At 57.9% G+C, this 25,879-nt stretch carries 27 protein-coding genes; 13 read left to right on the forward strand and 14 right to left on the reverse strand.

The features are described 5' to 3' along the window. Positions 1 to 11 precede the first annotated feature (11 nt). The 4 genes from alkB to V6Z53_RS16105 form a co-directional block, all read right to left on the reverse strand. Positions 12 to 677, reverse strand: a complete 666-nt coding sequence (alkB, locus tag V6Z53_RS16090) for a DNA oxidative demethylase AlkB (RefSeq protein WP_338586502.1) — start codon at positions 675 to 677, stop codon at positions 12 to 14. Between the two features lie 5 nt (positions 678 to 682). Beyond that, positions 683 to 1,387 carry a 2OG-Fe(II) oxygenase gene (locus tag V6Z53_RS16095; RefSeq protein WP_338580566.1) on the reverse strand — a complete coding sequence of 235 codons (705 nt, stop codon included), beginning with the start codon at positions 1,385 to 1,387 and terminating at the stop codon, positions 683 to 685. 120 nt (positions 1,388 to 1,507) lie between these two features. Beyond that, complete coding sequence (locus tag V6Z53_RS16100) at positions 1,508 to 1,681, reverse strand: hypothetical protein (protein WP_338580568.1); 174 nt, start codon at positions 1,679 to 1,681, stop codon at positions 1,508 to 1,510. Between the two features lie 29 nt (positions 1,682 to 1,710). Further along, complete coding sequence (locus V6Z53_RS16105; RefSeq protein WP_007912251.1) at positions 1,711 to 2,013, reverse strand: DUF1883 domain-containing protein; 303 nt, start codon at positions 2,011 to 2,013, stop codon at positions 1,711 to 1,713. A 213-nt stretch (positions 2,014 to 2,226) separates the two neighbouring features. Between V6Z53_RS16105 and V6Z53_RS16110 the strand changes: the two genes are divergently transcribed. Continuing rightward, entirely contained in the window at positions 2,227 to 2,583 is a 357-nt protein-coding gene (locus V6Z53_RS16110) for a hypothetical protein (RefSeq protein ID WP_338580571.1), read from the forward strand. Between the two features lie 72 nt (positions 2,584 to 2,655). After that, on the forward strand, positions 2,656 to 2,886 hold the full coding sequence (locus tag V6Z53_RS16115) for a hypothetical protein (protein ID WP_338580573.1): 231 nt from the start codon (positions 2,656 to 2,658) through the stop codon (positions 2,884 to 2,886). Positions 2,887 to 2,897: 11 nt separating this feature from the next. On the opposite strand, the gene V6Z53_RS16120 is transcribed toward V6Z53_RS16115, so the two are convergent. Next, on the reverse strand, positions 2,898 to 3,179 hold the full coding sequence (locus V6Z53_RS16120) for a hypothetical protein (protein ID WP_338580574.1): 282 nt from the start codon (positions 3,177 to 3,179) through the stop codon (positions 2,898 to 2,900). Between the two features lie 139 nt (positions 3,180 to 3,318). After that, positions 3,319 to 3,507 carry a hypothetical protein gene (locus V6Z53_RS16125; RefSeq protein WP_338580575.1) on the reverse strand — a complete coding sequence of 63 codons (189 nt, stop codon included), beginning with the start codon at positions 3,505 to 3,507 and terminating at the stop codon, positions 3,319 to 3,321. 290 nt (positions 3,508 to 3,797) lie between these two features. Between V6Z53_RS16125 and galU the strand changes: the two genes are divergently transcribed. The 3 genes from galU (at position 3,798) to gorA (ending at position 7,935) form a co-directional block, all read left to right on the forward strand. After that, entirely contained in the window at positions 3,798 to 4,637 is an 840-nt protein-coding gene (gene galU, locus V6Z53_RS16130; protein WP_007900040.1) for a UTP--glucose-1-phosphate uridylyltransferase GalU, read from the forward strand. Between the two features lie 333 nt (positions 4,638 to 4,970). After that, complete coding sequence (locus V6Z53_RS16135; protein ID WP_338580576.1) at positions 4,971 to 6,485, forward strand: MFS transporter; 1,515 nt, start codon at positions 4,971 to 4,973, stop codon at positions 6,483 to 6,485. A gap of 91 nt (positions 6,486 to 6,576) precedes the next feature. Then, positions 6,577 to 7,935 (forward strand): glutathione-disulfide reductase, encoded by a 1,359-nt coding sequence (gorA, locus tag V6Z53_RS16140; RefSeq protein ID WP_338580577.1) that lies wholly within the window; start codon positions 6,577 to 6,579, stop codon positions 7,933 to 7,935. A gap of 104 nt (positions 7,936 to 8,039) precedes the next feature. Here the strand turns inward: gorA and V6Z53_RS16145 are convergent, their stop codons facing one another. Then, positions 8,040 to 9,035, reverse strand: coding sequence for a DNA-binding protein (locus V6Z53_RS16145; RefSeq protein WP_338580578.1), 996 nt, complete (start codon positions 9,033 to 9,035; stop codon positions 8,040 to 8,042). A 177-nt stretch (positions 9,036 to 9,212) separates the two neighbouring features. Here V6Z53_RS16145 and V6Z53_RS16150 point away from each other — a divergent pair, with 177 nt between their 5' ends. From V6Z53_RS16150 to ahpF, 3 genes are all read left to right on the forward strand, one after another. Beyond that, positions 9,213 to 10,151 (forward strand): site-specific integrase, encoded by a 939-nt coding sequence (locus V6Z53_RS16150; protein ID WP_338580579.1) that lies wholly within the window; start codon positions 9,213 to 9,215, stop codon positions 10,149 to 10,151. Positions 10,152 to 10,289: 138 nt separating this feature from the next. Then, positions 10,290 to 10,853, forward strand: coding sequence for an alkyl hydroperoxide reductase subunit C (gene ahpC / locus V6Z53_RS16155; protein WP_007975937.1), 564 nt, complete (start codon positions 10,290 to 10,292; stop codon positions 10,851 to 10,853). Between the two features lie 127 nt (positions 10,854 to 10,980). Next, positions 10,981 to 12,546 carry an alkyl hydroperoxide reductase subunit F gene (ahpF, locus tag V6Z53_RS16160; protein ID WP_338580580.1) on the forward strand — a complete coding sequence of 522 codons (1,566 nt, stop codon included), beginning with the start codon at positions 10,981 to 10,983 and terminating at the stop codon, positions 12,544 to 12,546. A gap of 134 nt (positions 12,547 to 12,680) precedes the next feature. Here the strand turns inward: ahpF and gloA are convergent, their stop codons facing one another. Beyond that, the gene (gloA, locus tag V6Z53_RS16165; RefSeq protein ID WP_338580581.1) at positions 12,681 to 13,202 is read right to left on the reverse strand and encodes a lactoylglutathione lyase; all 522 of its coding nucleotides are present in this window, start codon (positions 13,200 to 13,202) and stop codon (positions 12,681 to 12,683) included. Between the two features lie 145 nt (positions 13,203 to 13,347). On the opposite strand from gloA, the gene V6Z53_RS16170 reads away from it, so the two are divergent. After that, positions 13,348 to 13,869: a DUF4946 domain-containing protein gene (locus V6Z53_RS16170; protein ID WP_338580582.1), complete on the forward strand. Its 522-nt coding sequence runs from the start codon at positions 13,348 to 13,350 to the stop codon at positions 13,867 to 13,869. A gap of 176 nt (positions 13,870 to 14,045) precedes the next feature. Here the strand turns inward: V6Z53_RS16170 and V6Z53_RS16175 are convergent, their stop codons facing one another. From V6Z53_RS16175 to V6Z53_RS16185, 3 genes are all read right to left on the reverse strand, one after another. Further along, the gene (locus V6Z53_RS16175; protein ID WP_008075430.1) at positions 14,046 to 14,411 is read right to left on the reverse strand and encodes a histone-like nucleoid-structuring protein, MvaT/MvaU family; all 366 of its coding nucleotides are present in this window, start codon (positions 14,409 to 14,411) and stop codon (positions 14,046 to 14,048) included. 234 nt (positions 14,412 to 14,645) lie between these two features. Then, positions 14,646 to 16,178, reverse strand: coding sequence for an EAL domain-containing protein (locus V6Z53_RS16180; RefSeq protein WP_338580583.1), 1,533 nt, complete (start codon positions 16,176 to 16,178; stop codon positions 14,646 to 14,648). Positions 16,179 to 16,290: 112 nt separating this feature from the next. Further along, positions 16,291 to 17,163 carry a LysR family transcriptional regulator gene (locus V6Z53_RS16185; protein ID WP_338580584.1) on the reverse strand — a complete coding sequence of 291 codons (873 nt, stop codon included), beginning with the start codon at positions 17,161 to 17,163 and terminating at the stop codon, positions 16,291 to 16,293. Positions 17,164 to 17,241: 78 nt separating this feature from the next. Here V6Z53_RS16185 and V6Z53_RS16190 point away from each other — a divergent pair, with 78 nt between their 5' ends. Beyond that, complete coding sequence (locus V6Z53_RS16190; RefSeq protein WP_338580585.1) at positions 17,242 to 18,171, forward strand: DMT family transporter; 930 nt, start codon at positions 17,242 to 17,244, stop codon at positions 18,169 to 18,171. Between the two features lie 266 nt (positions 18,172 to 18,437). Continuing rightward, positions 18,438 to 19,514 (forward strand): 4-hydroxyphenylpyruvate dioxygenase, encoded by a 1,077-nt coding sequence (hppD, locus tag V6Z53_RS16195; RefSeq protein ID WP_338580586.1) that lies wholly within the window; start codon positions 18,438 to 18,440, stop codon positions 19,512 to 19,514. A 126-nt stretch (positions 19,515 to 19,640) separates the two neighbouring features. Here hppD and rarD read toward each other — a convergent pair whose 3' ends face one another. The 3 genes from rarD to V6Z53_RS16210 form a co-directional block, all read right to left on the reverse strand. After that, complete coding sequence (rarD, locus tag V6Z53_RS16200; RefSeq protein ID WP_338580587.1) at positions 19,641 to 20,522, reverse strand: EamA family transporter RarD; 882 nt, start codon at positions 20,520 to 20,522, stop codon at positions 19,641 to 19,643. Positions 20,523 to 20,717: 195 nt separating this feature from the next. Then, positions 20,718 to 21,731, reverse strand: coding sequence for an aldo/keto reductase (locus V6Z53_RS16205; protein WP_338580588.1), 1,014 nt, complete (start codon positions 21,729 to 21,731; stop codon positions 20,718 to 20,720). Positions 21,732 to 21,928: 197 nt separating this feature from the next. Next, the gene (locus tag V6Z53_RS16210; protein ID WP_338580589.1) at positions 21,929 to 23,239 is read right to left on the reverse strand and encodes an MFS transporter; all 1,311 of its coding nucleotides are present in this window, start codon (positions 23,237 to 23,239) and stop codon (positions 21,929 to 21,931) included. Positions 23,240 to 23,399: 160 nt separating this feature from the next. On the opposite strand from V6Z53_RS16210, the gene V6Z53_RS16215 reads away from it, so the two are divergent. Beyond that, the gene (locus tag V6Z53_RS16215) at positions 23,400 to 24,521 is read left to right on the forward strand and encodes a sugar diacid recognition domain-containing protein (protein ID WP_338580590.1); all 1,122 of its coding nucleotides are present in this window, start codon (positions 23,400 to 23,402) and stop codon (positions 24,519 to 24,521) included. Between the two features lie 214 nt (positions 24,522 to 24,735). Then, on the forward strand, positions 24,736 to 25,872 hold the full coding sequence (locus V6Z53_RS16220) for a glycerate kinase (RefSeq protein WP_338580591.1): 1,137 nt from the start codon (positions 24,736 to 24,738) through the stop codon (positions 25,870 to 25,872). Positions 25,873 to 25,879 lie beyond the last annotated feature (7 nt).

Genomic DNA, 25,879 nt, shown 5'->3' on the forward strand with positions numbered 1-25,879 from the left:
ACTCCTGGGCTTCATCGCGCAGTACGAAAGGTGAAGTTGATCCGCTGTTCGCCCAGCTTCGGGTGCTGGCCATCCTTGATTGGCAAAACGCCGTGATAGCGCAGGCGATCCACGCCGCCCCAGACCACGATGTCGCCATGCAGCAACGACACTCGCTGGCTTTTATCACTGCGTTCAAAGCCGCCGAACAAGAACATCGCCGGCAAGCCCAGCGACACCGAAACGATCGGCGCTGCGTAGGATTTTTCGTCTTTGTCCTGATGCAAAGACATTTTCGCGCCCGGGACATAGCGGTTGATCAGGCAGGAATCCGGAACGAAATCGCTGAATCCGGCCTCTCGCGCTGCCGCTTGGGCCAACTCGAAGAAGACGTTGGGCATTGGCGGCCAGGGCAGGCCGGTCTGCGGATCGTTGCCGCTGTAGCGATAACCGCTGCGGTCGGTGGTCCAGCCCCAGGTGCCGCAACTGCTCAGGGCCACCGACATGGTGAAACCGCCGGGCGTGATCATCTGCCGAAACGGTGCGGCGGCCAGTACCGCCTCCAGCGCGGGCAGCAAGCGCTCCAGCCACGGCAGGGCAAAGCCTCGCAAAACGTAGGATTGTTCGCCGATTTGCTCGCGCCGGGGCTGTTGCTCAGGCTCTGCATCGGCAAAAAGGTCGAAGGTTGTCGGATTCATGGTGCTCATGACGCGTCGTGAAAGATGATGCCAAGGGTATGCCGTTTTCCGCTGTGCAGGCGACTGACGCCGTGGCGCAGGGTCACACGATAGTAGCCGCGCACTCCTTTGACCGGGCGCTGGTTGACCGCGAAGATCAAGCCGTCACCTTTCTTCAGACCGATGACCTGCGGGCGCGACTGCATTCGCGGGCGTTGCTCGGTCAACACGAACTCGCCACCGGTGAAATCTTCACCCGGCTCTGACAGAAGAATCGCCACTTGCAGCGGGAATACGTGTTCGCCGTACAGATCCTGATGCAGGCAGTTGTAGTCCTGCGGGCCATATTGCAGCAGCAACGGTGTCGGGCGCTGTTGGCCGGCAGCATGGCAGCGTTCGAGGAAATCTTGATGGCTTTCAGGGAAACGGACTGGCAGGTCCATCTGCTCTTGCCAGCGATTGGCAATTGGCACCAGTCGCGGGTAGAGCGCGCTGCGCAGGCGGTCGACGAGACTCGGCAAGGGGTACTTGAAGTACTTGTACTCGCCGCGACCAAAACCGTGGCGGGCCATGATCACTTGCGATCGAAAGGGCTCTGATTGGGCATACAAGGCGCTGATTTCATCGCAGGCCTTGTGGCTCAACAGTGACGGGATGATCGCGCAGCCGTCCTGATCGAGTTGCTGTTCCAGCAGGGGCCAGTCCAGTCTGTCCAGATATTGCTCACTCATTGCCGGGCCTCACGTTGTTGAGGTGGCGAGTCTAGGAGGCCTTGAGAGGGCGAACACTCCGACACTTGCGGTCGAATTTTCCCTGGGAGCAGACGTCCATGTTGTCGCTCCGGGCGGATGTTACAGCGCTTTGCTGACGCTGATTTCGCTGATCACGTCGTCCTGCCCATGAATGGCGTCGAGTGCTGCCTTGGCTTCTTCGGCAGTGCCGTTTTCGAGCCGGGCGAACTCGAAACGGCGTTCGCCGTTGAGTTTGTATTTGATGACGTACTTGGTCGTTTGAGCCACGGTCATACCTGTCTGTCTGCGTGTGGGGGCGTTACTCAGCTGAGTTTCGTGCTGGAGCGACGGATAATCTTGATCGAGTGGGTCAGGGTTGGCTTGCGGGTCACGCTGATCGCACGGCGGTTGACCGTGTCGATGGTGATGTTCCAGAAACCGGTGCTCGGCGCGGTAATGCGGGCCGGGAACGTGTCGAACGCGCCGCCGTGGTAAGTGTGGCGGCCGCCATTTTTGAAGCTGCGGAAGTTGGCGTCGTTCATCAAACGGATGTTGCACATTTGCGAGCATTGAATGACGACGATGTCGTCTTCGTTGAGGTGCTCGCGCTGGTGAATAAATTTCATGGGCGCCTCCAGAAGGGCTTTTTCTACAAAATCAAAACGATAGCAATGGGCGATGGGGCGCAGTTTATCAGCCTCGGCACGTTATTATCCGGCTGCGGTGAGGCGGTTTGACAATAAAAACCAATTATTCGGCATTCGAAGCGCGATAAATGTGCTCGTCTTTGGAGAAAAACCGCAATGGCGCTGTCGGAGGGTCTTTATCGGAGGTTTCGTATGAAGTGGGGTGTGTGGGTCCTGCCAGTGGCGTTGGCGACAAGTGGTTGCGCAAGTGTCTCGGAGATCAACCAGTCGTTGCCGACCATGAACGTGATTTCCGGCAAGAAACCCCTTGAGTACGCGCAATGCCTGAGCGATAAACTCGCCGACAGTCGCGGCGCCCTGCAAATCGAGTCGCAGAAAGATGGCGTTCGGGTGATCGTGCCGCAGAAGCTGTCATCAGGGCCGGCCGCCGTGTTCGATATCGAAGAGCGCTCCGGCGGCAGCGCCATCAAGCTCCATGAACGCATCTCCAATGTGCCGCTGCGCCCTTGGGATGTACGCAATGCCGCGACTGCGTGCATTTCCGGCTGATAGACTAGCGATATTCAACACACATGCCGTCAAAGCGCTGCTTTGGCGGCATTGTCATTTCTGGAGTCGGGCATGAAGCGAGAGCGGGTACGGGAGTGCCATGCAGAGGGTCAAATCTGCACCACCCATGTGATTCAGAATCCGGCGAGTCCCGGGGAATGGATCGTGTTTTTCAAGAAAAGCGCCGGTCGAAGTTTTTTCCTGGTGGATGACAACGACGAGGTCGAATCCTTCACGAGCGTCGACGAATTGATCGAAACCGTGCGCGGCCTTGGGATCAAATTCGCCGAAATCCACATGTAGGGCAGGGCGCCTTACTTGCAGACCACCACCACGCTGCGGTTCTTGTAGTTGCCGACATCGACCCCCAAGGTCTTGTCGCTTTCCGCGGGCGCCGGGCTGCCATCGGTACCTACGATGCGATAACCGGTGCCGGCACACGAGGCATCGGCTTTTTCGTAGCAGGTCGCCCAGGAGTTGGCTTCTCCGGAGCAATCGATGGCCAGGCCTTGCTCGCCGTTGTTCAAGTACGTGGTTTCGGACGTCGCGCAGCCACTCAGGGCCAGAACCGCAATCAGTGGCAAAAATCTAGTCATGTGTTTGTCGTCGTCATAGTGGTGGGCAAAGCCTGTGACAGCGCCGCGGGCAAAAGGTTATAGCCAAAGGCCACTTCCTGCACGTATTCGCAAAAAAAGCCCTGCGCAATGGCAGGGCTGTGGGCGCGTCGGCTGACGATCAGTTCTTGTCCTTGCCGCGGCGCTTGGGCTCCGGGTGTTCAAGTTGCAACACCGATGCCACTTCGACCGCCATGGCTTCAGAAGGGAAAGGCCCGGCGATATTCTCGCCGCCGACGCTGTCTACCCACCATTGGCCGTCTTTCGCCTTGTTGATCAGGTACCCGTTGACGCTTTTTGCTGCCGACATCTATCTGCCTCGTTGGCTGGTTCAAGTGCGCCATGATAGCGCCAAACGCACATGTCCGGTGCCGATGGGTGTAGGGTGGTGCGATTGTTGACAATTGATAACCGTGCAAGTCTGCCGGTCTCTGCTATCAATAAGGTGCCGCGCAGCGATCTGCGCTGGCCCGTGCGGAACTATCCGCGAGAATATTTCTCTATGTTGACATCGGTTAGCCAGCGCGGGGCATTGTAAGGTGCACGCCGCCTGATTAGACTGCGCCGAAACTCGTACACACAGCCCTTTCAAGGACTTATATGATCAAGAAATGCTTGTTCCCAGCAGCCGGTTACGGTACTCGCTTCCTGCCAGCGACTAAAGCCATGCCCAAAGAAATGCTGCCGGTGGTAAACAAGCCACTGATCCAGTACGGCGTCGAAGAAGCACTGGATGCCGGTTTGACCGAAATCTCCATCGTCACCGGTCGCGGCAAGCGCGCCCTGGAAGACCACTTCGACATCAGCTACGAGCTGGAAAACCAGATCAAAGGCACCGACAAGGAAAAATACCTGGTCGGCATCCGCAAGCTGCTGGACGAGTGCTCGTTCTCCTACACCCGCCAGACCGAAATGAAAGGCCTGGGCCACGCAATCCTGACCGGCCGTCCGCTGATCGGCGACGAACCTTTCGCCGTAGTGCTGGCGGACGACTTGTGCGTCAACCTCGAAGGCGACGGCGTACTGACCCAGATGGTCAAGCTGTACAAGCAGTTCCGCTGCTCGATCGTTGCCATCCAGGAAGTCGATCCGCAAGAGACTCACAAGTACGGTGTAATCGCCGGCGAGATGATCCGCGACGACATCTACCGCGTACACAGCATGGTTGAAAAGCCAAAGCCGGAAGATGCACCGTCGAACCTGGCCATCATCGGCCGCTACATCCTGACCCCGGACATCTTCGACCTGATCGAACAGACCGAGCCAGGCAAGGGCGGCGAAATCCAGATCACCGACGCCCTGATGAAACAAGCCCAGAACGGCTGCGTAATGGCCTACAAGTTCAAAGGCAAGCGTTTCGACTGCGGCGGCGCCGAAGGCTACATCGACGCAACCAACTTCTGCTTTGAGAACTTCTACAAGACGGGTAAGGCTTACTGATAGCCTGAGTTGCTCGTGTTGGAAATCAAACTTCGCTCTGTGTAAAAAACACAGGCGAGAGATCAAGAAAACGCCCCGACTTTGTTCGGGGCGTTTTCTTTTGTGCGGGTTCAGTTACGCAGAGGAATGAAGGGTGGGAATCGTCTGACATCCATTTGGCAGGACTTGCGAATGAAAATCCTGATTTGTTAATTGTCAGCACAAATGATGATTGTTGCGGCTAGAAACCTCTGTGTTAAATGAAATATGTAAGGGCCGGTTTGTTCGGCGTGACTAATGTCGCGTCAAGGGCGCGTAAGTCGCTGAGGTTTACGAGGACATGGAGTTTCGCGAATGGCGTTAACAGGGAGCGTGACCGTAAAACGGTGGTTGGCTCTGAGCGTGCTGATGCTACCGGTACTGCTGGTAACAATTGACAATACGGTACTTGGATTCGCGTTGCCAAAGATCGCTGAGGCCCTACGTCCGAGCGCCAGCCAGCAGTTGTGGATGATCGATGCGTATTCGTTGGTCTTGGCGGGGTTGCTGGTGTCGATGGGTAGTCTGGGAGATCGAGTCGGTCATCGTAAGTTGTTGCTGGCCGGGTCCTTGGGTTTTGCGATGGTGTCGGTGCTAACCGCGTTTTCCGATACCGCCACACAACTGATTGCCGGGCGAGCTTGTATGGGCGTTTTCGGTGCAATGCTGATGCCCTCAACGTTGGCATTGATACGTTCGGTGTTCGAGGACCGAGAAGAACGCAGGTTGGCAGTCGCGATCTGGGCAACGACATTGACAGTAGGTTCGGCACTCGGTCCTTTGGTGGGCGGTGTATTGCTGGAGTTTTTCAGTTGGGGGGCGATTTTCCTGCTGGCGGTGCCCGTGTTGGTGCCACTGCTGATATTGGGCCCAATGTTGTTGCCCGAATCCGAGCGAGATGCTTCAGGGCCGCTGGATCCACTTAGCATCCTGCAATCGATGGTTGCCCTTGGTGCCATCGTCTATGGCATTAAACACAGCGCAAGTAATGGTCTCGACTGGATGACGCTGACAGCGTCTGTAGTAGGCGCAGTTGCGGGCTGGATGTTTGTGCGTCGACAGTTACGTCTGCCAGTGCCGCTGATGGACCTGACTCTGTTCCGCAGTGGCACCTTTAGCGGCTCTGTCGCGATCAATTTGATGAGTCTCGCGTTTCTCGTCGGCTTCGTATTCTTTACCACTCAGTTCCTGCAGATCGTTCTTCAGATGTCGCCCTTGAGTGCTAGCCTCGCGTTGATTCCTGGTCAGGTCATGGCGATTGTAGTGGGGATGGCGGTGGTGCCTGTCGCGCAGCGATTACAGGTGCATGTGCTGATACCGATTTTGATGGCGTTTGCTGGTGCTGCTTTTTTGCTGGTCGCCAGCATGGGCAGTAGCCTGACCGTTCTAGTGGTGGCTTTTGCCTTGCTGAACATTGGCGTGGGTGCGATCGCGACGGTGTCCAATGATGTGATTTTGTCGGCCGCACCGCCGGCAAAGGCGGGTGCCGCGTCTGCGATTAGCGAAACGGCCTATGAAGTGGGTGTGGTTTTGGGGACGACAGTGCTCGGCGGTGTCGTCACTGCCTATTATCGCGGTGCATTGCAGCTACCGGGGTTCCTGAGCGATGTGCAGATGATGCTGGCGAGTGAGACGCTGTCTGGCGCCTATCAGGTGGCGGCAGACTTATCTGGTGATCAAGCAAGGGAATTGATGGCGCAGGCGGGAAGGGCGTTCGAAGGTGGAATCGGTTTGGTTTCGTGGGTGACGTTCGGTTTGGCACTCATGGCGATTTTGATTGCTTGGCGCACTCTGCGGACATCGAAAACGCAATTTGCAGAGGGGCATTGATCGAAAACGAAGATTGGGCAACGCATTTCAGCACAATGCTTGCTCAGCGGCCGTCCGCAGGTATGCTGTTGGCCTGCCGAGGAGATTGAAAATGGCCTACGATTTTGACCTTTATGTGATTGGTGCCGGTTCTGGTGGTGTGCGGGCTGCGCGGTTTGCGGCGGGGTTCGGGGCGAAAGTGGCCGTGGCCGAGAGTCGCTATCTGGGCGGGACCTGTGTGAACGTCGGCTGTGTGCCGAAAAAACTGCTGGTCTACGGTGCGCACTTTGCCGAGGATTTCGAGCAGGCTTCGGGTTTCGGCTGGACTCTGGACGAGGCGCAGTTTGATTGGCCGACGCTGATCGCCAACAAGGATCGCGAGATCAATCGCCTGAATGGCATCTACCGCAACCTGCTGGTCAACAGCGGCGTGACCTTGCATGAAGGCCACGCCAAGATCGTCGACCCGCATACGGTCGAGATCAATGGCGAGCGTTTCACTGCGGAAAACATCCTGATTGCTACTGGCGGCTGGCCGCAGATTCCGGAGATTCCGGGGCATGAACACGCGATCAGTTCCAACCAGGCATTCTTCCTCAAAGAGCTGCCCAAGCGTGTGCTGGTAGTGGGCGGTGGTTACATCGCCGTCGAGTTCGCCGGGATTTTCCATGGCCTGGGCGCGCAGACCACGCTGCTGTATCGCGGTGAGTTGTTCCTGCGCGGTTTCGACGGCGCGGTGCGCAAGCATTTGCAGGAAGAGCTGACGAAGCGCGGTATGGACCTGCAATTCAATGCCGACATTGAACGCATCGACAAGCAGGCCGACGGCAGTCTGAAAGTCACGCTCAAGGATGGTCGTCAGCTCGAGGCCGATTGCGTGTTCTACGCCACCGGTCGCCGTCCGATGCTGGACAACCTTGGGCTGGAAAACACCGGGGTCAAGCTCGACAAGAAAGGCTTTGTCGAAGTGGATGAGTTGTACCAGACCGCCGAACCGTCGATCCTCGCCCTCGGTGATGTGATCGGTCGCGTGCAGCTGACGCCGGTGGCGCTGGCCGAAGGCATGGCAGTGGCACGACGTTTGTTCAAGCCTGAGCAATATCGTCCGGTGGATTACAAGATGATTCCGACGGCGGTGTTCAGCTTGCCGAACATCGGCACCGTTGGCTTGACTGAAGAAGAGGCGCGCGAAGCCGGCCATGAAGTGCAGGTCTACGAAAGCCGCTTCCGGCCGATGAAGCTGACCTTGACTGAATGCCAGGAACGCACGCTGATGAAGCTGGTGGTGGATGCCAAGACCGACAAGGTGTTGGGTTGCCACATGGTCGGTCCGGATGCCGGTGAAATTGTTCAGGGCCTGGCGATCGCCTTGAAGGCTGGCGCTACCAAGCGCCACTTCGACGAAACCATCGGCGTGCACCCGACGGCCGCCGAAGAGTTCGTCACCATGCGCACGCCTGTCGCCGGTTAATCGTCACTCGTTGCGTCTGGCTGTGACAGCAGACGCAACGCCTGCCTTACTGTAGGAGCGAGCTTGCTCGCGAGAAAACCACAGGCGCCGCTGGGTATCAGGTTTTACGTGTCATCGTTCACGTCTTTCGCGAGCAGGCTCGCTCCTACAAGGGCCTCCCGGGTCTTGGTCAATTCGATTTCCAAAGACTTGTTGATCTGCACCTGCTCGTCGATGTTCTGTTTCAGCGCCTGACTTTCCAGCAACGCAACGCGCAGGCGTTCCTGGAGGAGGGTGCGTTCGCCATCGACTCGGGTGGCTTGTTCCAGCAGCTGATCCTGGCGGCTGTTGCTCTGCTTGAGTTGTTCTTGCATCAGGCTCAACTCGCGCAGCGTGCCACGGTTTTCGGTCAGCAGGCGCTCGTTGTCGCGGTGCAGTTGGGTGACTTCATCCTGGCGCACCAATGCGCTTTGTTGCGCCTGACGCAACTCCATCTGCAACTGCTGCACCTGACCTTCATGGCGACTGTGTTCCTGCTCGCGCTGCTCCTTGACGGCGTTGCGATAGTGCTCAAGTGCATCGCGGGCATGCAGGTGTTTCTCTTCCAGCGAGCGGATCTGCTCGTCCTTGTCTTGCAAGCGTAATTCGAAATCGGCCAGTGCCTGATTCAGCCCGGCGTTACGGGTTTGTTCGGTTTGCAGACTGGCGCGGGTTTCGTGCAGTGCCTCCGATTCCTGGGTCAGCGCCAGGCTCTGAATCTCGTATTGCTGGTGCAGTTCGGTGTTGGCTTCCTCGGCTTGCGCCAACTGCGTTTCCAGTGCTTTGCGTTGCTGCTCGAACTGTTCGCGGGCCTGATCGATCGGCTCCTGCGCTTGTTCCTTCAAGCGTTGCGCCAGTCGTGAAACCAGCGCAGTCAGTTCGTCATCGATAGGTTCTGCGGGCTCTGCTTCAGTGCGCGGAGTGCTGTCATCCAACTCTTTCAGGTAACGATGAATCGTGGTTTTCGAGCCGGTATTGCCCATTTCGATCCGTACTGCATCGATGGTCGGGTTTTCGCCGCGGGCGAGGATTGCCATTCGTGCAGCTTGAACCACTGCTTTGTTTACACCGCCACGGGCCATGATTACTCCTACGATTTCGTGATGTGGTACGTATTACGCGAATACACATTGTACCATTCAAATTTAAAAGATAAATACGACACCGTATTAACACGGGATATACTGGTATTACCCCGTGTGATACGCCAAAAATCCACTTCTACCGGTAAAAGCAGTACGCATTCGAGAGTTGGACCCATGACTGAGCTGGATCGTTACCTGCAGGCCGCGACGCGCGACAACACCCGTCGCAGCTATCGCGCGGCCATCGAGCATTTCGAGGTGACGTGGGGTGGTTTTCTGCCGGCCACCAGTGACAGCGTTGCGCGCTATCTGGTCGCGCACGCGGGCGTGCTGTCGATCAATACCTTGAAGCTGCGCTTGTCCGCGTTGGCGCAATGGCACAACAGCCAGGGTTTTGCCGACCCGACCAAGGCACCGGTGGTGCGCAAAGTGTTCAAGGGCATTCGTGCGCTGCATCCGGCTCAAGAGAAGCAGGCTCAGCCGTTGCAGCTTCAACAACTGGAGAAAGTCATTGCCTGGCTGGAACAGGAAGCGCAAACCGCCAGGGCTCAAGGCGATCGGCCCGGTTTGCTTAGAGCGACGCGTGACACTGCGCTGATTCTGCTGGGCTTCTGGCGCGGTTTTCGTAGCGACGAGCTGTGTCGATTGCAGGTCGACCATGTGCAAGCCCACGCCGGCTCCGGCATCACCTTGTACCTGCCTCGCAGCAAGAGCGATCGCGAAAATCTCGGCAAGACTTACCAAACGCCGGCCTTGCAGCGCTTGTGCCCGGTGCAGGCCTACATCGACTGGATCAGCGAAGCTGCTTTGGTGCGCGGGCCGGTTTTTCGCGGCATCGATCGCTGGGGGCATTTGAGTGAAGAGGGCCTGCACGCCAACAGCGTGATTCCACTGTTGCGCCAGGCGCTCGGGCGCGCGGGCATCGCCGCGGAGCACTACACCAGCCATTCCTTGCGCCGGGGGTTTGCCTCGTGGGCGCATCAGGCTGGCTGGGATTTGAAGTCGTTGATGAGCTACGTCGGCTGGAAGGACATGAAGTCCGCCATGCGCTACATCGAAGCCAGCCCGTTTCTGGGTATGACTCGCGTCGAGGAAAAACCGCTGGCAAGCTAAATTCGGTTTTCTTCTATTAATACAGTTGGCTAATAGCGAAAGCCAATCAGCAGCATCAGGTTTGCCAATGAGCTATCGAGCGTTTGGATAGGTAAAGTTCTTTCCATCAACTTCTTAACCCCTGACGGAGAGTCAACGATGCCTATCATCAACAGCCAAGTAAAACCGTTCAAAGCTGACGCATTCAAAAACGGCGACTTCGTAAAAGTCTCGGACGCTGACCTGAAAGGCAAATGGTCTGTCGTTTTCTTCTACCCAGCAGACTTCACCTTCGTATGCCCAACCGAGCTGGAAGACCTGGCTGACAACTACGACGCATTCCAGAAACTGGGCGTCGAGATCTACAGCGTTTCCACCGACACTCACTTTGCCCACGCTGCCTGGCACAACACTTCGCCAGCCATCGGCAAGATCCAGTACACCATGATCGGCGACCCAACCCACGCCATCTCCCGCAACTTCGACGTGCTGATCGAAGAAGCTGGTCTGGCTGACCGCGGCACCTTCGTGATCAACCCTGAAGGCCAGATCAAAATCGTTGAACTGAACGATGGCGGTGTAGGCCGTGACGCTTCCGAGCTGCTGCGCAAAATCAAGGCTGCTCAATACGTCGCTGCTCACCCAGGCCAGGTTTGCCCAGCCAAGTGGAAAGAAGGCGAGGCCACTCTGGCTCCGTCCCTGGACCTGGTCGGCAAGATCTAAGTCTGTGACGCGCTTCATCAGGGCGGACTTCCGCACCTTCTAAGCAAGCTGCACCGCCCAATAAAAACGCCCGGGCGAGATTCGCTCGGGCGTTTTTTTGTCTCAAAAATTCAAGGAAATCGCCCGTATGTTGGACACCAATCTTAAAGCCCAGTTGAAATCGTACCTGGAACGGGTCACCCAGCCGATCGAGATCGTTGCTTCTCTCGACGACGGTGCGAAATCCCAGGAAATGCTTGAACTGCTGAAAGACGTTGCCAGTCTTTCCAGCCAAATTACCTTGATCGACAACGGTGACGATGCACGCAAGCCGTCGTTCTCGATCAATCGCCCGGGTGCCGATATCAGCCTGCGTTTCGCCGGCATCCCGATGGGCCACGAATTCACGTCCTTGGTGCTGGCCCTGCTGCAAGTCGGCGGCCACCCTTCGAAGGCCAGTGCCGAAGTCATTGAACAGATCCGTTCGCTCAAAGGCGAGTTCAACTTCGAGACTTACTTCTCGCTGTCCTGCCAGAACTGCCCGGACGTGGTCCAGGCGCTGAACCTGATGGCGGTGCTGAACCCGAACGTCCGCCACGTCGCTATCGACGGCGCGCTGTTCCAGGCCGAAGTAGATGAGCGTCAGGTCATGGCGGTGCCGAGCATCTACCTTAACGGCGTGAACTTCGGCCAGGGTCGCATGGGCCTGGAAGAAATCCTCGCCAAGCTCGACACCAGTGGTATCGAACGCCAGGCCGAGAAGATCAGCGCCAAAGAAGCCTTTGACGTGCTGGTGGTTGGCGGTGGCCCGGCGGGTGCAGCGGCGGCAATCTACGCCGCTCGTAAAGGTATTCGTACCGGTGTCGCGGCTGAGCGTTTTGGTGGCCAGGTGCTGGATACCATGGCGATCGAAAACTTCATTTCGGTTCAGGAAACCGAAGGGCCGAAACTGGCCAGCGCTCTCGAAGAACACGTCAAGCAATACGACGTCGACATCATGAACCTGCAACGTGCCACCGCGCTGATTCCGGCGAAGAATCCTGGCGAGTTGCACGAAGTCCGCTTCGAAAGCGGCGCCACCCTGAAAACCAAGGCGCTGATCCTCGCCACCGGCGCACGCTGGCGCGAAATGGGTGTGCCGGGCGAGCAGGAATACAAAGCAAAAGGCGTGTGTTTCTGCCCGCACTGTGACGGCCCGCTGTTCAAGGGCAAGCGTGTAGCGGTCATCGGCGGCGGTAACTCCGGCGTTGAAGCGGCAATCGATCTGGCGGGCATTGTCAGCCACGTCACGCTGCTGGAGTTCGACAGCAAGCTGCGCGCCGATGCGGTGCTGCAACGCAAACTGTTCAGCCTGCCGAACGTCGATGTCATCACCAGCGCACTGACCAGTGAAGTGAAGGGTGATGGGCAGAAGGTCAACGGTCTGGTCTATAAGGATCGCGATTCAGGTGAGTTCAGCACGATCAACCTCGAAGGCATCTTCGTGCAGATCGGTTTGCTGCCGAATACCGACTGGCTCAAGGGCACCGTCGAGTTGTCGCCGCGCGGCGAGATCATCGTCGATGCGCGTGGCGAGACATCGCTGCCGGGCGTGTTCGCCGCTGGCGACGTGACCACCGTGCCGTACAAGCAGATCGTGATTGCGGTGGGCGAGGGCGCGAAGGCTTCGCTCAGTGCATTCGATCACCTGATCCGGACGTCAGCCCCGGCGTAAACCGGGACGCTGAAAACACAAAACCCCATGAGTGATCATGGGGTTTTTTTGTAGATCAAAAGATCGCAGCCTGCGGCAGCTCCTACACCAATCTATGTAGGAGCTGCCGTAGGCTGCGATCTTTTGATTTTGTTTTACAGCGGCGCTGGCTGAATGATCTCAACCCAGTAGGCGTCCGGGTCCTTGATGAACGCCAGGCTCTTCATGCGGCCATCGGTCAAGCGCTTCTGGAAGTCGCAACCCAGTGCTTCAAAACGCTCGCACGCAGCAACAATGTCCGGCACCGAAATGCAGATGTGACCGAAGCCACGCGGGTCGGTGTTGCCGTTGTGATAAGCGAAGTCCGGGTCGTTCTCGGTGCCGTGGTTGTGGGTCAGTTCGAGAATGCCGGGGATCGATTTCATCCATTCGGTGCGCGCGGCGGGATCGGCAGGGATCTGGTTTTTATCGACCAGCGCGAGGAAGTACAGGCTGAACTCGGCATCCGGGAAGTCGCGTTTTTCCACCAGCGAGAAACCCAGGATGCGCGTGTAGAAGTCCAGGGACTTGGTGATGTCCTTGACCCGCAGCATGGTGTGGTTGAAGACAAACTTCTGGGTCGCGGTGTCAGGTTGTGCGGTAACGCCGGGGAAGGTGTTCAATTCTTGCAGGCTCATGGGCCCTCCGGAAAATAAGTGGGGCTGACGAATGGTGACAATGATACGCAAGGGTTCCGACATCGCCAAACCCAAAGCGTCGGCTATTGCCTGACAGCCGGTCGAGGCTCAGACTTCACGGCTCAAATCGTGAGTGTTCATTGCAATGATTCGATTCGGTAAATCGCTGTTCATCCTGCTCGGCGTGCTGTTTGTGGTTGCCGGCGCGCATGCCGAAGCGCCGGTCATGACCTGGCCCGCCGGTTGGCAGGTCGAAGAGATCGAAGGTGATGCGGCCTCTAACGTGTCTCGCCAGCGTGCGGTGAAAAACGATCAGGGTGGCACGCCGGTCATGGTGATGGAGCTGACCATGACGCAGGTGGAAAGCGGTCACCAGGTGAATCTGGAAGGCGTTTTACTGGAGATGCGCAAGTCGGTGCAGAAAGACTTCTTTCAGGGCGGATATCAAAGTGTCTGCAACCGGATTCATCCGACTACCTTAAGCCGTTTATCGGCGCTGGAAACCACCTGCACCATCACGCAAAACGGGCGTCATGTGCTCTCTCAAACATTGGTCGCCGCAGTGGATGCCGATAAAGCCTACGTACTTTCCTACGCGGGGCAGGCGGAGGCTTATAAGGCGAGTCAGGAAGAAATAGAGGCAGCTCGTAACGCCTTGAAACTTTAATCGAAGACTTTAGTGACTGCAGGCTTTGCGCCATTTCTGAAATTTTTAGATACCTGAACGGATTAAGCACAAAGTTAATCGGCAAGTAGCGAGTTGGTCGGCCAATATCGTTGCATTTAGATGGTATTCATGAAAAAGCCCTGCATCGGCAGGGCTTTTGTTCACAGCGCGAGAGCTTAGCCACGCAGCCAGGAATCAACGGTGGCGGCACCGTATTGTTCCTTCCAGGCTTTCAGGCCGCGATGGTTGCCGCCCTTGGTTTCAATCAGTTCACCGGTGTGCGGGTTCTGATAAACCTTGACCACGCGAGCGCGGCGGGTTTTCGGCGCTGCGGCCTGTTGCAGGCCGGATTTTGCCGGGTTCGGATCGAGAATGGCGATGATGTCGCGCAAGCTCTTGCCGTAAGTTTTCATCAGCCCCTGGAGCTTTTCTTCGAATTCGATTTCTTTCTTGAGCCCGGCATCGTTCTTCAGGGATTCAAGCTGCTTGAGCTGTTCTTGAAGGGCCTTTTCAGCTGCACGAAATTCAGCGAGTCTGGACAATATCTTTACTCCAATAGTGTGTTTGGCTGATACCAACCGCAAACAAAGCTATAAGCCAAGAGCCTTGAAGCGACTCGGTGATAAATGGCTCACCTGCCAGATTTCTGCAGGCATGAAAAATTGTAGTAGTTAATTGACCAAGAGTAAATCATGTCTTTTTCTTCATGTAACGAGAGTAGTGTTTTGATTCAAATTGGTGCGGTAAATCGTTGTCTCGTCGCTTAAAGCCGCTAGTTAATGGTCACTTAATGCACTAATGAACTCCGCGCCAGGCAACGGCCGGCCGAACAGATAGCCTTGCTGGAAGTTCACGTGGTGGGCGGTCAGGTAATCACTTTGCGCCTGGGTTTCCACACCTTCTGCAACCATTGCCAGATCGAGCTTGGTCGCAAGTTCGATGATGCTGTCCAGAATGTGGCTCGACAGTGTGTCGATGCCGATCATGGCGACGAAACTCTGGTCGATTTTCAGAAAGTCGACATTGAACTGGCGCAGATAGCCGAGGCTGGAATGACCGGTTCCGAAATCGTCGATGGCGATCTTCACGCCAAGCTCGTGCAGTTGCTCGAACAGTTGGTGGGTAATGGCCGTGGGTTCGATCAGCTCGCGTTCGGTCAACTCCAGCACCAAGTGGATGGAGCCGGGAGCGAAAGCGGTGAGGAATTCGCGGCAATCTTCGACCAGTTCCAGGTCCTGGCAGTGGCTAGCGGTGATGTTGATGCCGATATGAAACGGCTCTTTGAACGACGCCGACAGTGGCCCGAGCAAGGTGGCAGTCTGTTGCATCAGTGACCGCGTCATCGGCACGATCAAACCGGAATATTCGGCAAACGGAATGAACAAATCAGGCCGCACCAGTCCCTCTTTCGGGTGATTCCAGCGCATCAGTACTTCGATGCCCGAGACTTGTTTACTGTCGCCGTGCACAACGGCCTGGAAGTACGGAACGAACTCCGCAGCGTCCAGCGCCCGCTTCATTTCATGAGTCGGTGACGATGAGCGCTTCTGCAGAACATGCCCGATAAGGCCCGATACAACACCGAAAAAGATCAGCAGGCTGAACAGTGGCGGATACTGACTGCTCATGTAGCGCCAGGTTTCGCCTTCGGGGAAACCGGCTGCCACACTGAACTCATAACGAGATGAGGTCAGCATGCTTTGCGCGACGGGAAAGTCGGGCAGGGCGCCGTCGTGAAACCGGCCGTCGGCGGTCAACCAGTTGGGACCTACTTGCAGTACCAGTATCGTCTGACGGCCGATCAAGCGCAGCACGTTACTCAAGTGGTAGCCGTCCAGCGTGCTCATCGCGCCGCGTTTACCGTCGCTGAGTCGATACACCAACAATGCCGTGTCAGGCGTGACCGGGTTGCCCTTCATCAATAACAAGCGGCCACCGCTGTAGTCTCCGGACGAAATTTTTTCGTGATAGTCACCAAACAGAGAGCTGCAATAAATGGTGTCGTCCCACACCAGATTGGTCGAACGCACAAACGGGCGCCGGGTAACTTGTTCGCGCAAGGCGAGGTTGACGTCGAGGCAACTTTGTCCGGCCAGCGGCAACAAATCGCGTGCAGCCTGGGCCGTATTGTCGAGCATCAGTTCGAACTGGCGAATGGCTTCTTCAGCGGTTTGTTGGGCGCTTTGTTGCAGTGCTCGCTCAGCCTGCATATAGAGGATGCCAAAACCCAATACTACCGGGAGCAATCCACTGGCGAGGGTGATCGCAATCTTGGTGCTTCGTTTGCGGCTCTTGGCGTTTAGTGGCATTCGCGAAACCTGTGACGATGTAATAGGGCTCTCAAATGCTGGTCGGACGTAAAGCCCTCCAAAAAGAGTTCAGGTAGAAGCCATGATAGTTGGCGCTTGGCAAATATTCCGCTCATCGGTAGTTCAAAGACTGGGCGAGTTTGATAAAGGCAAATGCAGCAGGTGATGCCTGGCGTTGATCGAGTACGGCCAGGCCGACTTGTCGTGTCACCACTGGCGACAGTGGTTTTTTTACATAGCGGCTGTCGTTGTGTTCGGGCAGCGAACCTTCGGCGACCACGGTCAATGCATCACCACGGCCCACCGTATTCAGCGTACTGAGCAGCTGCGAGCAGCGAAAGCGGATATTGGGTGTCAGTCGGGCGGCACTGAACAGTCGTGAAACCAGTTCTGATGAGCCCGCCTCGGTCAAGACGAAAGGGTCGTTGCACAAGTCCTTCAAGCTCACGCTGTCGCGAGCCGCCAATGGGTGATCGACTGGCAGCAGCGCGACCATTTGGTCTTCCATCAGCGCCACCGTGTCGAAGCGTTCGTCGGGCAGCACCACAAAACCGATATCGATGCGCCGTTCCTCCAGCCACTGCACCACCTGGCGGTCCGGCCCTTCATCGATGTGGACTTCGATGCCCGGATGGGCCGCGCGGTAGTGCTGCAGAATCAGCGGCAGCAGCCTGATCGACGACGTCGGCCCGAACGAGCCGATGCGAAGGGTACCGCGCTTCATGCCGCGGGCATCCGCTGCTTCCTGGCGCAAAGTGTTGGCCAACCCCAGCATGGCCCGCGCGCGCAATAGAAGCAGCTGACCAATATCGCTCAGTTCTACCTGCGATTGATGGCGCCGCAGTAACTCGACGCCTAATTCTCGCTCCAGCGATTTCAAGGCATGGGAGATCGCGGACTGACTGACCCCCAAGCGATTGGCAGCCGCCGTGAAGCCTTGGAGTTCGGCGACGAGGGAGAAGATTTCCAATTGGGTGAGGGTCATGAGTGTTTACTCATTTTACGATGACTGGGTATTAGTTGAATGATACGTCATCCAAGCAATCTTCAGTTCGGAAGACTTATGACCACGTGTGAGCAAAGCCTGACCCAAACCTCCGATGTGCCGGTTTATCTGAAGCTGGCGGCGGTCACCATGATTTGGGGCGGTACTTTTGTCGCAGGGCGGTTTTTGGCCGATAGCCTCAGCCCGTTGTTTGCCGCCAGCCTGCGGTTTCTGTTGGCCAGCGCAGCGTTGTTGCTGTTTTTACTGTTGACCCGCGTGCCGCTGGCGCGGCCCAGCTTCAGGCAATGGCTGCAACTGGCGCTGTTGGGATTTTTCGGAATCTTCTTCTACAACATCTGTTTCTTTTATGGCCTGCATTACATCAACGCCTCGCGAGCGTCGTTGATCGTGGCGCTCAATCCCGCCGTGATCGGCCTGGCATCGTGGTGGCTGTTCAAGGAGCGATTGAGTCGGGCCAAAGTCGTCGGTATCGCGATTTGCATTGCCGGGGCGAGCCTGGTGATCGTCAGCCGGAACCCGCAGTTGTTGGCCGGCAATGCCGATGCCTGGATTGGCGACCTGCTGATTCTCGGCTGTGTGCTCGGCTGGGGCGTTTATTCGTTGTGCTCCAGGGAACTGAATCACAGCCTCGGGCCGGTGCAGACCGTTACCTATTCGATTTTGCTGGGAACACTGATGCTGTGGCTGACCAGCGCCGTGCGCGGGGAACTGAGTTTCACCGCGCTCATGAGCCTTGGCCCGCAGCAGTGGCTGAGCCTGATGTACCTCGGCGTGTTGGGCTCGGCGCTGGCCTACATCGGCTATTACGACGGCATCCGCAAAATCGGTGCGACGCGCTCGGGCGTGTTTATCGCCCTGAACCCGCTGACCGCGGTGATCCTCGGCGCGTTGCTGCTGGGCGAACAATTGACGCTGGCGATGTATCTGGGGGGAGGGCTGATTCTGCTGGGGATCTTCCTCTGCAACAAACCCCTTGCACGCAGGTGAAAAAGGGGGATTTTATACAGAGGGCGGACAAACTGATTTACGCTGTGTAGAATCAGGTTACGCATACAAGAATAATCGTCTTCTGGCAGCAGAAGCCTCGCCCGCAATAGCCTTGGGTCGACAATGAAGATATTTGGGTTTCAATTGATCTACGGTGATTTCCTTGCACGCAGCGTGCGGGGCATCTCCTGCGCGCCACCCGCCGGTCTCAGCATTGCTAGCAACTAACTTTTGTTAATTCTAAAAAGCATGATGAGGCGCCAACCATGGCAGATTTATACGAAAACCCAATGGGCCTGATGGGCTTTGAGTTCATCGAATTCGCATCGCCAACCCCGAACACCCTGGAGCCGATCTTCCAGATCATGGGCTTCACCAAAGTCGCGACCCACCGTTCCAAAGACGTGCACCTGTATCGCCAGGGCGCGATCAACCTGATCCTCAACAACGAACCCAACAGCGTCGCTTCGTACTTCGCGGCCGAGCATGGCCCGTCGGTGTGCGGCATGGCGTTCCGCGTCAAGGATTCGCAAAAAGCCTACAAGCGCGCCCTGGAACTCGGCGCCCAGCCGATCCACATCGAAACTGGCCCGATGGAACTGCACTTGCCAGCGATCAAAGGCATCGGCGGCGCGCCGCTGTACCTGATCGACCGTTTTGGTGAAGGCAGCTCGATCTACGACATCGACTTCGTGTACCTCGAAGGCGTCGAACGCAACCCGGTCGGTGCCGGCCTGAAGATCATCGACCACCTGACCCACAACGTGTATCGCGGTCGCATGGCTTACTGGGCGAACTTCTACGAGAAGCTGTTCAACTTCCGCGAAATCCGCTATTTCGACATCAAGGGCGAATACACCGGCCTGACCTCGAAGGCCATGACCGCGCCGGACGGCATGATCCGCATCCCGTTGAACGAAGAATCGTCCAAGGGCGCCGGGCAGATCGAAGAGTTCCTGATGCAGTTCAACGGCGAAGGCATCCAGCACGTTGCGTTCCTGGCCGACGACCTGATCAAGACCTGGGATCACCTGAAAAGCATCGGCATGCGCTTCATGACCGCGCCGCCGGACACCTACTACGAAATGCTCGAAGGTCGCTTGCCAAACCACGGCGAGCCAGTCGGCGAACTGCAAGCGCGGGGCATTTTGCTGGACGGTTCGTCCGAGTCGGGTGACAAGCGTCTGCTGTTGCAGATCTTCTCGGAAACCCTGATGGGCCCGGTGTTCTTCGAGTTTATCCAGCGCAAGGGCGATGACGGCTTCGGCGAAGGCAACTTCAAGGCGCTGTTCGAATCGATCGAGCGTGACCAGGTGCGTCGTGGCGTTCTCTCCACCGACTAAACCATTACACCGATAAAAACTGTGGGAGCTAGCCTGCTAGCGATAGCGGAGTGTCAGCCAGCATTGTTGTTGCTGGTACACCGCCATCGCTAGCAGGCTAGCTCCCACATTTGTTTTGTGTTGGGTTTAAGGCCTGCGCTGTCGCATCAAATGCTTGAACCCTTCAAACACCAGCACCAGCACCGCCATCCAGATCGGAATGTACGTCAGCCATTCAGTCGGCTTGATGCTTTCCCCCAGCAATAACGCCACACCGAGCAACAGCACCGGCTCCACATAACTCAACAAGCCAAACAGGCTGAACGGCAGCAAGCGACTGGCGATGATGTAGACGACCAGTGCCGACGCACTGATCAGACCGAGCAGCGGGATCAGCCAGGACAGCGCCGGGTACTGATCGAATACGCCGAAGCCTTGCTCGCCACCGTGCACGAACCAGTAGGCAATCGGCAGCATCAGGGTCATGTCCAGCCAGAGCCCGCCGAGGTTGTCGGTCATCAGCCATTTGCGCAGCACGAAGTACAGCGGATAACCGATGACCACCACCAGCGTGGCCCAGGAAAAACCGCCGACCTGATACAACTCATTGATCACGCCAAGGCTGGCGAAAAACACCGCGACTTTTTGCAGGTACGACAGGCGTTCGCCGTAGGCGATGCGCCCGGTCAGCACCATGGCCAGCGGCAACAGGAAATAGCCCAGCGACACATCGAGGCTGTAGCCGTTGAGCGGCGCCCACATGAACAGCCAGAGTTGCACGCCCAGCAGCGCCGACGAGAGCAATAAACCAGCGATCAACTTTGGTTGCGCGCCGATCCGGCGCAGCAGGTCGAGCACACGCCGCCATTCCCCGGACACCAACATGAACACGGTCATGCACGGCACCGTCAGCAGCATGCGCCAGCCAAAAATTTCCACGCCGCTCAAAGGGGTGAGCAGCGAGGTGTAGTAATACATGACGGCAAACAGCACTGAGGCTGAAACCGATAGAGCGATACCTTTAGACAAGCTGTCCTCGCGAGGTTGAAGGTGAAACAAGGGGGGCGGAGGATACGTGGTTTTCGAGCCGAATATTGACCAATCAATCAACACCGTCCAACTGTGGGGGCTAGCCTGCTAGCGATAGCGATCTTCCGGTCAACATCTCTGTTGAATGCAGTACCGCTATCGCTAGCAGGCTAGCTCCCACAGGGGCAGGAGTGATCAGTTAGAGCGCGGTTTACGGCCCGACACAAAATGGCTCACATCATTGAACCCCGGTGTCGACGCATGCCCCGGTGTCACCAGCGAATCAATGAACGCCTCGTCTTCAGCCGTGATCTTCACCACCTGCGCCTTAGTGTAGGCATCCCACTGCGCTTCGGTGCGCGGGCCAACGATGGCCGAGGTGACGGCGCTGTTGTTCAGCACCCAGGCAATGGCGAATTCGACAATGCCCACGCCGCGTTGCTCGGTGTATTGCTGGATTTGCTGGGCGATGCGCAGCGACTCGACGCGCCATTCGGTTTCGAGGATGCGTTTGTCCTGGCGCCCGGCGCGGCTGTTGGCGTCCGGTTTCGCGTCTGGTGCGTACTTGCCGCTCAGCACACCACGGGCCAAAGGACTATATGGCACGACACCGAGGCCGTAGTTTTGCGCGGCGGTGATCTGCTCGGTTTCCGCCTGGCGGTTGACGATGTTGTACAACGGCTGGCTGATCACCGGCCGATCGACCCCGAGATTGTCGGCGATACGAATCACTTCGGCGATGCGCCAGCCACGGTAATTCGACAGCCCCCAATAGCGAATCTTGCCCTGGCGAATCAAATCGCCGATGGCCGATACCGTCACCTCAAGCGGGGTGTTGTGGTCTTCGCGGTGCAGGTAATAGATGTCGAGGTAGTCGGTGCCCAAGCGCGTCAGGCTGGCTTCGAGACCGTTGAAAATGTGCTTGCGACTCAAGCCGCTGCGGTTCGGCACGCCGTCCACCGGGCCGAAGCCGACCTTGGTGGCGAGCACCCATTCATGGCGGCGACTGGCGATGGCCTCGCCGACGATTTCTTCGGAGCGGCCATTGGTGTAGACGTCGGCGGTGTCGATGAAATTGATGCCCTGGTCCCAAGCCTTGTCGATGATTCGCAGGGAATCTTCGGTGCTGGTCTGTTCGCCGAACATCATCGTGCCCAGGGTCAGGGTAGAAACTTGCAGGCCCGAATGACCCAGTGTGCGGTAGCTCATGAGGAAATCCTTTTGCCGGAGGGAAAGGCTCAATCAAATACCAGAACTGTGACCGGGAGCAAACGCAAATCTCAAACACACGCACGAAACAACTGTGGGAGCTAGCCTGCTAGCGATGGCGGTGTGTCAGCAACATCAATGCCGACTGACAATCAGCCATCGCTAGCAGGCTAGCTCCCACAGGGGATTTGCGGTGTTTAGGCGCGCAGCGTGCGGGTCATACGCAACGCCAGCAAACTACCGCAGACAATCACGCCCGCCAGCAGATACAACGCCGCATCGGTCGAGCCGGTGCTGTCCTTGACCCAACCCACCAGGTACGGGCTGAGGAAACCGGCCATCTGGCCCATGGAGTTGATCAGCGCCAAGCCACCCGCCGCAGCACCCGCGCTGAGCAGGGCGGTCGGCACTGGCCAGAACATCGGTAGGCCGGTGAGGGCGCCCATGGTGGCGATGGTCAGGCCGAGGATGGCGATGGCCGGATTGGCGGCGAAGTTCACCGCGATCAGCAAACCCAGCGCGCCCATCAGCATCGGCACCACCAAGTGCCAGCGGCGTTCTTTGCGCAGGTCAGCCGAGCGGCCGACCATCAACATGAAAACGGCGGCTAGCAGATACGGAATCGCGCTCAACCAACCAATCACCAGGTTATCGCTGAAGCCCAGGTTCTTGATGATCGACGGCAGCCAGAAGTTGATCGCGTACACGCCGCTCTGGATGCAGAAGTAGATCAGGCCGAACGCCCAGATCGCCGGGTTCTTGAACACCGCCAGCAACGAATCAGTGGTGGTTTTAGGTTTGTTGGCCAGGTCTTCGGCGTGGTCGGCTTCCAGCACCGAACGCTCGAATGGGGTCAGCCATTTGGCATTGGCGTAGCTGTCGCTGAGCAGGAAGTAAGCCAGTGCGCCAAGCACAACAGTCGGCACGCCTTGCAGCAGAAACATCCACTGCCAACCGGCCAAACCGCCTTGCCCGGCCGCGAAGTGGTTGAGAATCCAGCCAGAGAACGGGCTGCCAAGCAGGCCCGACACCGGGATCGCCGACATGAACAGCGCCATGATGCGGCCACGGCGGAAGGTCGGGAACCATTGCGAGAGGTACAACACCACGCCCGGGAAGAACCCGGCTTCGGCGGCGCCGGTGAACAGGCGCAAGGTGTAGAACTCGGTCGGCGTGGTGACGAACAGCAGGCAGGTCGACAGCGTGCCCCAGGTGATCATCATCAGCGCGATCCAGCGTCGCGGGCCGAATTTGGTCAACGCCAGGTTGCTCGGCACGCCGCACAGCACGTAGCCGATGAAGAAGATCCCGGCGCCGAGGCCGTACACGGTTTCGCTGAATTTCAGTGCGTCGAGCATCTGCAGTTTGGCAAATCCAACGTTCACCCGGTCGAGGTAGTTGAACAGGTAGCAGATGAAAATGAAGGGGATCAAACGCAGGGTAATGCGTTTGTAGACGGCGTTTTTCTCGTCAACGATGGCCTGGGTAGCGGCGGCGCTCTGTGACATGGCGGCTCTCTCTTTATTATGATTTTTTGCGATGCAAAGGGTAACGTTGATCGCCCAGAGAGTCTCGACCACCCTCGGGGCTGCTGTCTTTGTGCCTGAGCACAGGGTTTGTCACCAAGCCCTGTGCGGGTGAACAACCACGCTTTCAAGGATCCCCGTTATGTTCGAACTCGATCACGACCTGGCCCAGGACATCGTCGACCGCGCGATGGCGATCCTCCCGTACAACGTCAACGTCATGGACAGTCAGGGTTTGATCCTCGGCAGCGGCGAACCGGAGCGGGTCAACACCCGGCATGAAGGCGCGCAACTGGTGTTGGCCAACGGTCGCGTGGTGGAGATCGATGCGCAAACCGCGGTCCACCTCAAAGGCGTGCAGCCGGGGATCAACCTGCCGCTGATGCTCGATCAGCGCTTGATCGGCGTGCTGGGCATCACCGGCGAACCCGAACAACTGCGCACCTACGCCGAGCTTGTGCGGATGACTGCCGAGATGCTGGTGGGCCAGCGCAACCAGCAAGCTGAGCAACAATGGCGGCGTCAGCGTTGCGATGATCTGCTGGCATTGCTGCTCAGCGACGCCGGCAGTTCGCCGCGCTTGATTGACGAAGCACAACAACTGGGACTCAAGCCGCAGATGACGCGGGTGCCGTACCTGTTCGAACTGGGCATGGAACACGGGCCGGGGCAAACCGTCGAGGCGCTCAGTGCGTGGCTGACCTCGCGCTATCCCGATAGCTGGTGCGTCAGTTCGGCGAAGTCCTCGTTGCTGTGGTGTCGGCCGGCCAACCAGACTGTCGAGAATGATCGCTTGCTGGAAAAACTCGACGGCCTGGGCTGGAACATTCTGCGCCTGGCCGTGGGCGGGCAGGCCGATGGGTTGACCGGGTTGCGCCGCTGCTATCGTCGGGTCGGTGACTTACTGGCGTACGGACGTGATGTGTTGCCCGGTTCCCGTTTGCTGACGCTCAACCGCTATCGATTGCCGGTGATGCTCTGGCGGCATCGCAACGACGATGCGCTGGACGAATTGCTTAACCCGCTGCGCAAGGTCATCGCCAAGGACAACAACGGTCAGCTGCTGGCAACCCTGCGCAGTTGGTGCGAACACGACGGCCAAAGCCAGGCGTGCGCCGAGGCGTTGGGGATTCATCGCAACAGTTTGCGTTATCGGATGGAGCGGATTGCTGAACTAAGCGGCGTTGATCCGTTGAAGCTCGATGGCATGCTGGCGCTATACCTTGGCGTGCAACTGCTTCCCCAAACCGATACCAACCTGTAATCCACACAATTCCCCCTGTGGGAGCTAGCCTGCTAGCGATAGCTGAGTGTCAGCGACATCAATGCTGGCTGACACACCGCCATCGCTAGCAGGCTAGCTCCCACAGGGTTTTTTGTGGAAATGAACAATAATCCACATCACCGCTTGTGCAGCGGACCGGCGTTATTGTTCATGGCGGCTGGCAGCATGTGGGCATTGGAACTGGAGAATTCCCATGAAAATCGTGATCGCCCCCGATTCGTTCAAAGACAGCCTCAGCGCGCAAGGCGTGGCCGATGCCATTGCTCTTGGGCTGGCCGAAGTCTGGCCTGATGCGCAGTTGATCAAATGCCCGATGGCCGACGGCGGGGAAGGGACCGTCGAGTCGATTCTGGCGGCGTGCGATGGCGAATTGCGCCGCAACGAAGTGCGCGGGCCGTTGGGCGCCACGGTGCATGCCGCGTGGGGCTGGTTGCCCGACAGCCACACCGCGATCATCGAAATGGCCGAAGCCAGTGGTTTGCAGTTGGTGCCGCTGGCTCAGCGGGATGCTTGCGTCAGCAGCACCTTCGGCACCGGCGAGTTGATTCGCGCAGCGCTGGATGCCGGCGCGCAACGGGTGATTCTGGCCATCGGCGGCAGTGCGACCAACGATGGTGGCGCCGGGGCCATGCAAGCCTTGGGTGTGAAGCTGCTCGACGCTCAGGGCCAGTCGCTCGCGCCGGGTGGTTTGGCACTGGAGCAATTAGCGCACATCGACCTCAGCGACATCGACCCGCGTTTGGACGATGTGCGTTTCGACATCGCCGCCGACGTCAACAATCCCCTGTGCGGTCCCCACGGTGCCTCGGCGATTTTTGGTCCGCAAAAAGGTGCGTCGCCTGAGCAGGTCGAGCAACTGGATCGCGCCCTCGGACACTTTGCCGAGCACTGCGCCAACGTTCTGGAAAATGACGTGCGCGACGAGCCGGGCAGTGGCGCGGCGGGTGGTTTGGGGTTTGCGGCCAAGGCGTTTTTGGGCGCGCAATTCAAGGCCGGTGTCGAGGTGGTGGCCGAACTGGTGGGCCTGGCTGATGCGGTTAAAAATGCCGATCTGGTGATCACCGGCGAAGGGCGTTTCGACGCGCAAACCCTGCGCGGCAAGACACCGTTTGGCGTGGCACGCATTGCCCGGCAGCACGGCGTGCCGGTCATCGTTATCGCCGGTACGCTGGGCGAGGGTTATCAGGCGCTGTACGAACATGGCATCGACGCCGCGTTCGCTTTGGCGAGCGGGCCGATGACGCTGGAGCAGGCCTGTGCCCAGGCGCCGCGTTTGTTGCAGGAGCGGGCGAGCGATGTGGCACGGGTTTGGCGGGTGGCCAGGCGCTAATCTAAAA

Source organism: Pseudomonas sp. MAG733B (genome assembly GCF_036884845.1).
Lineage (GTDB): Bacteria > Pseudomonadota > Gammaproteobacteria > Pseudomonadales > Pseudomonadaceae > Aquipseudomonas.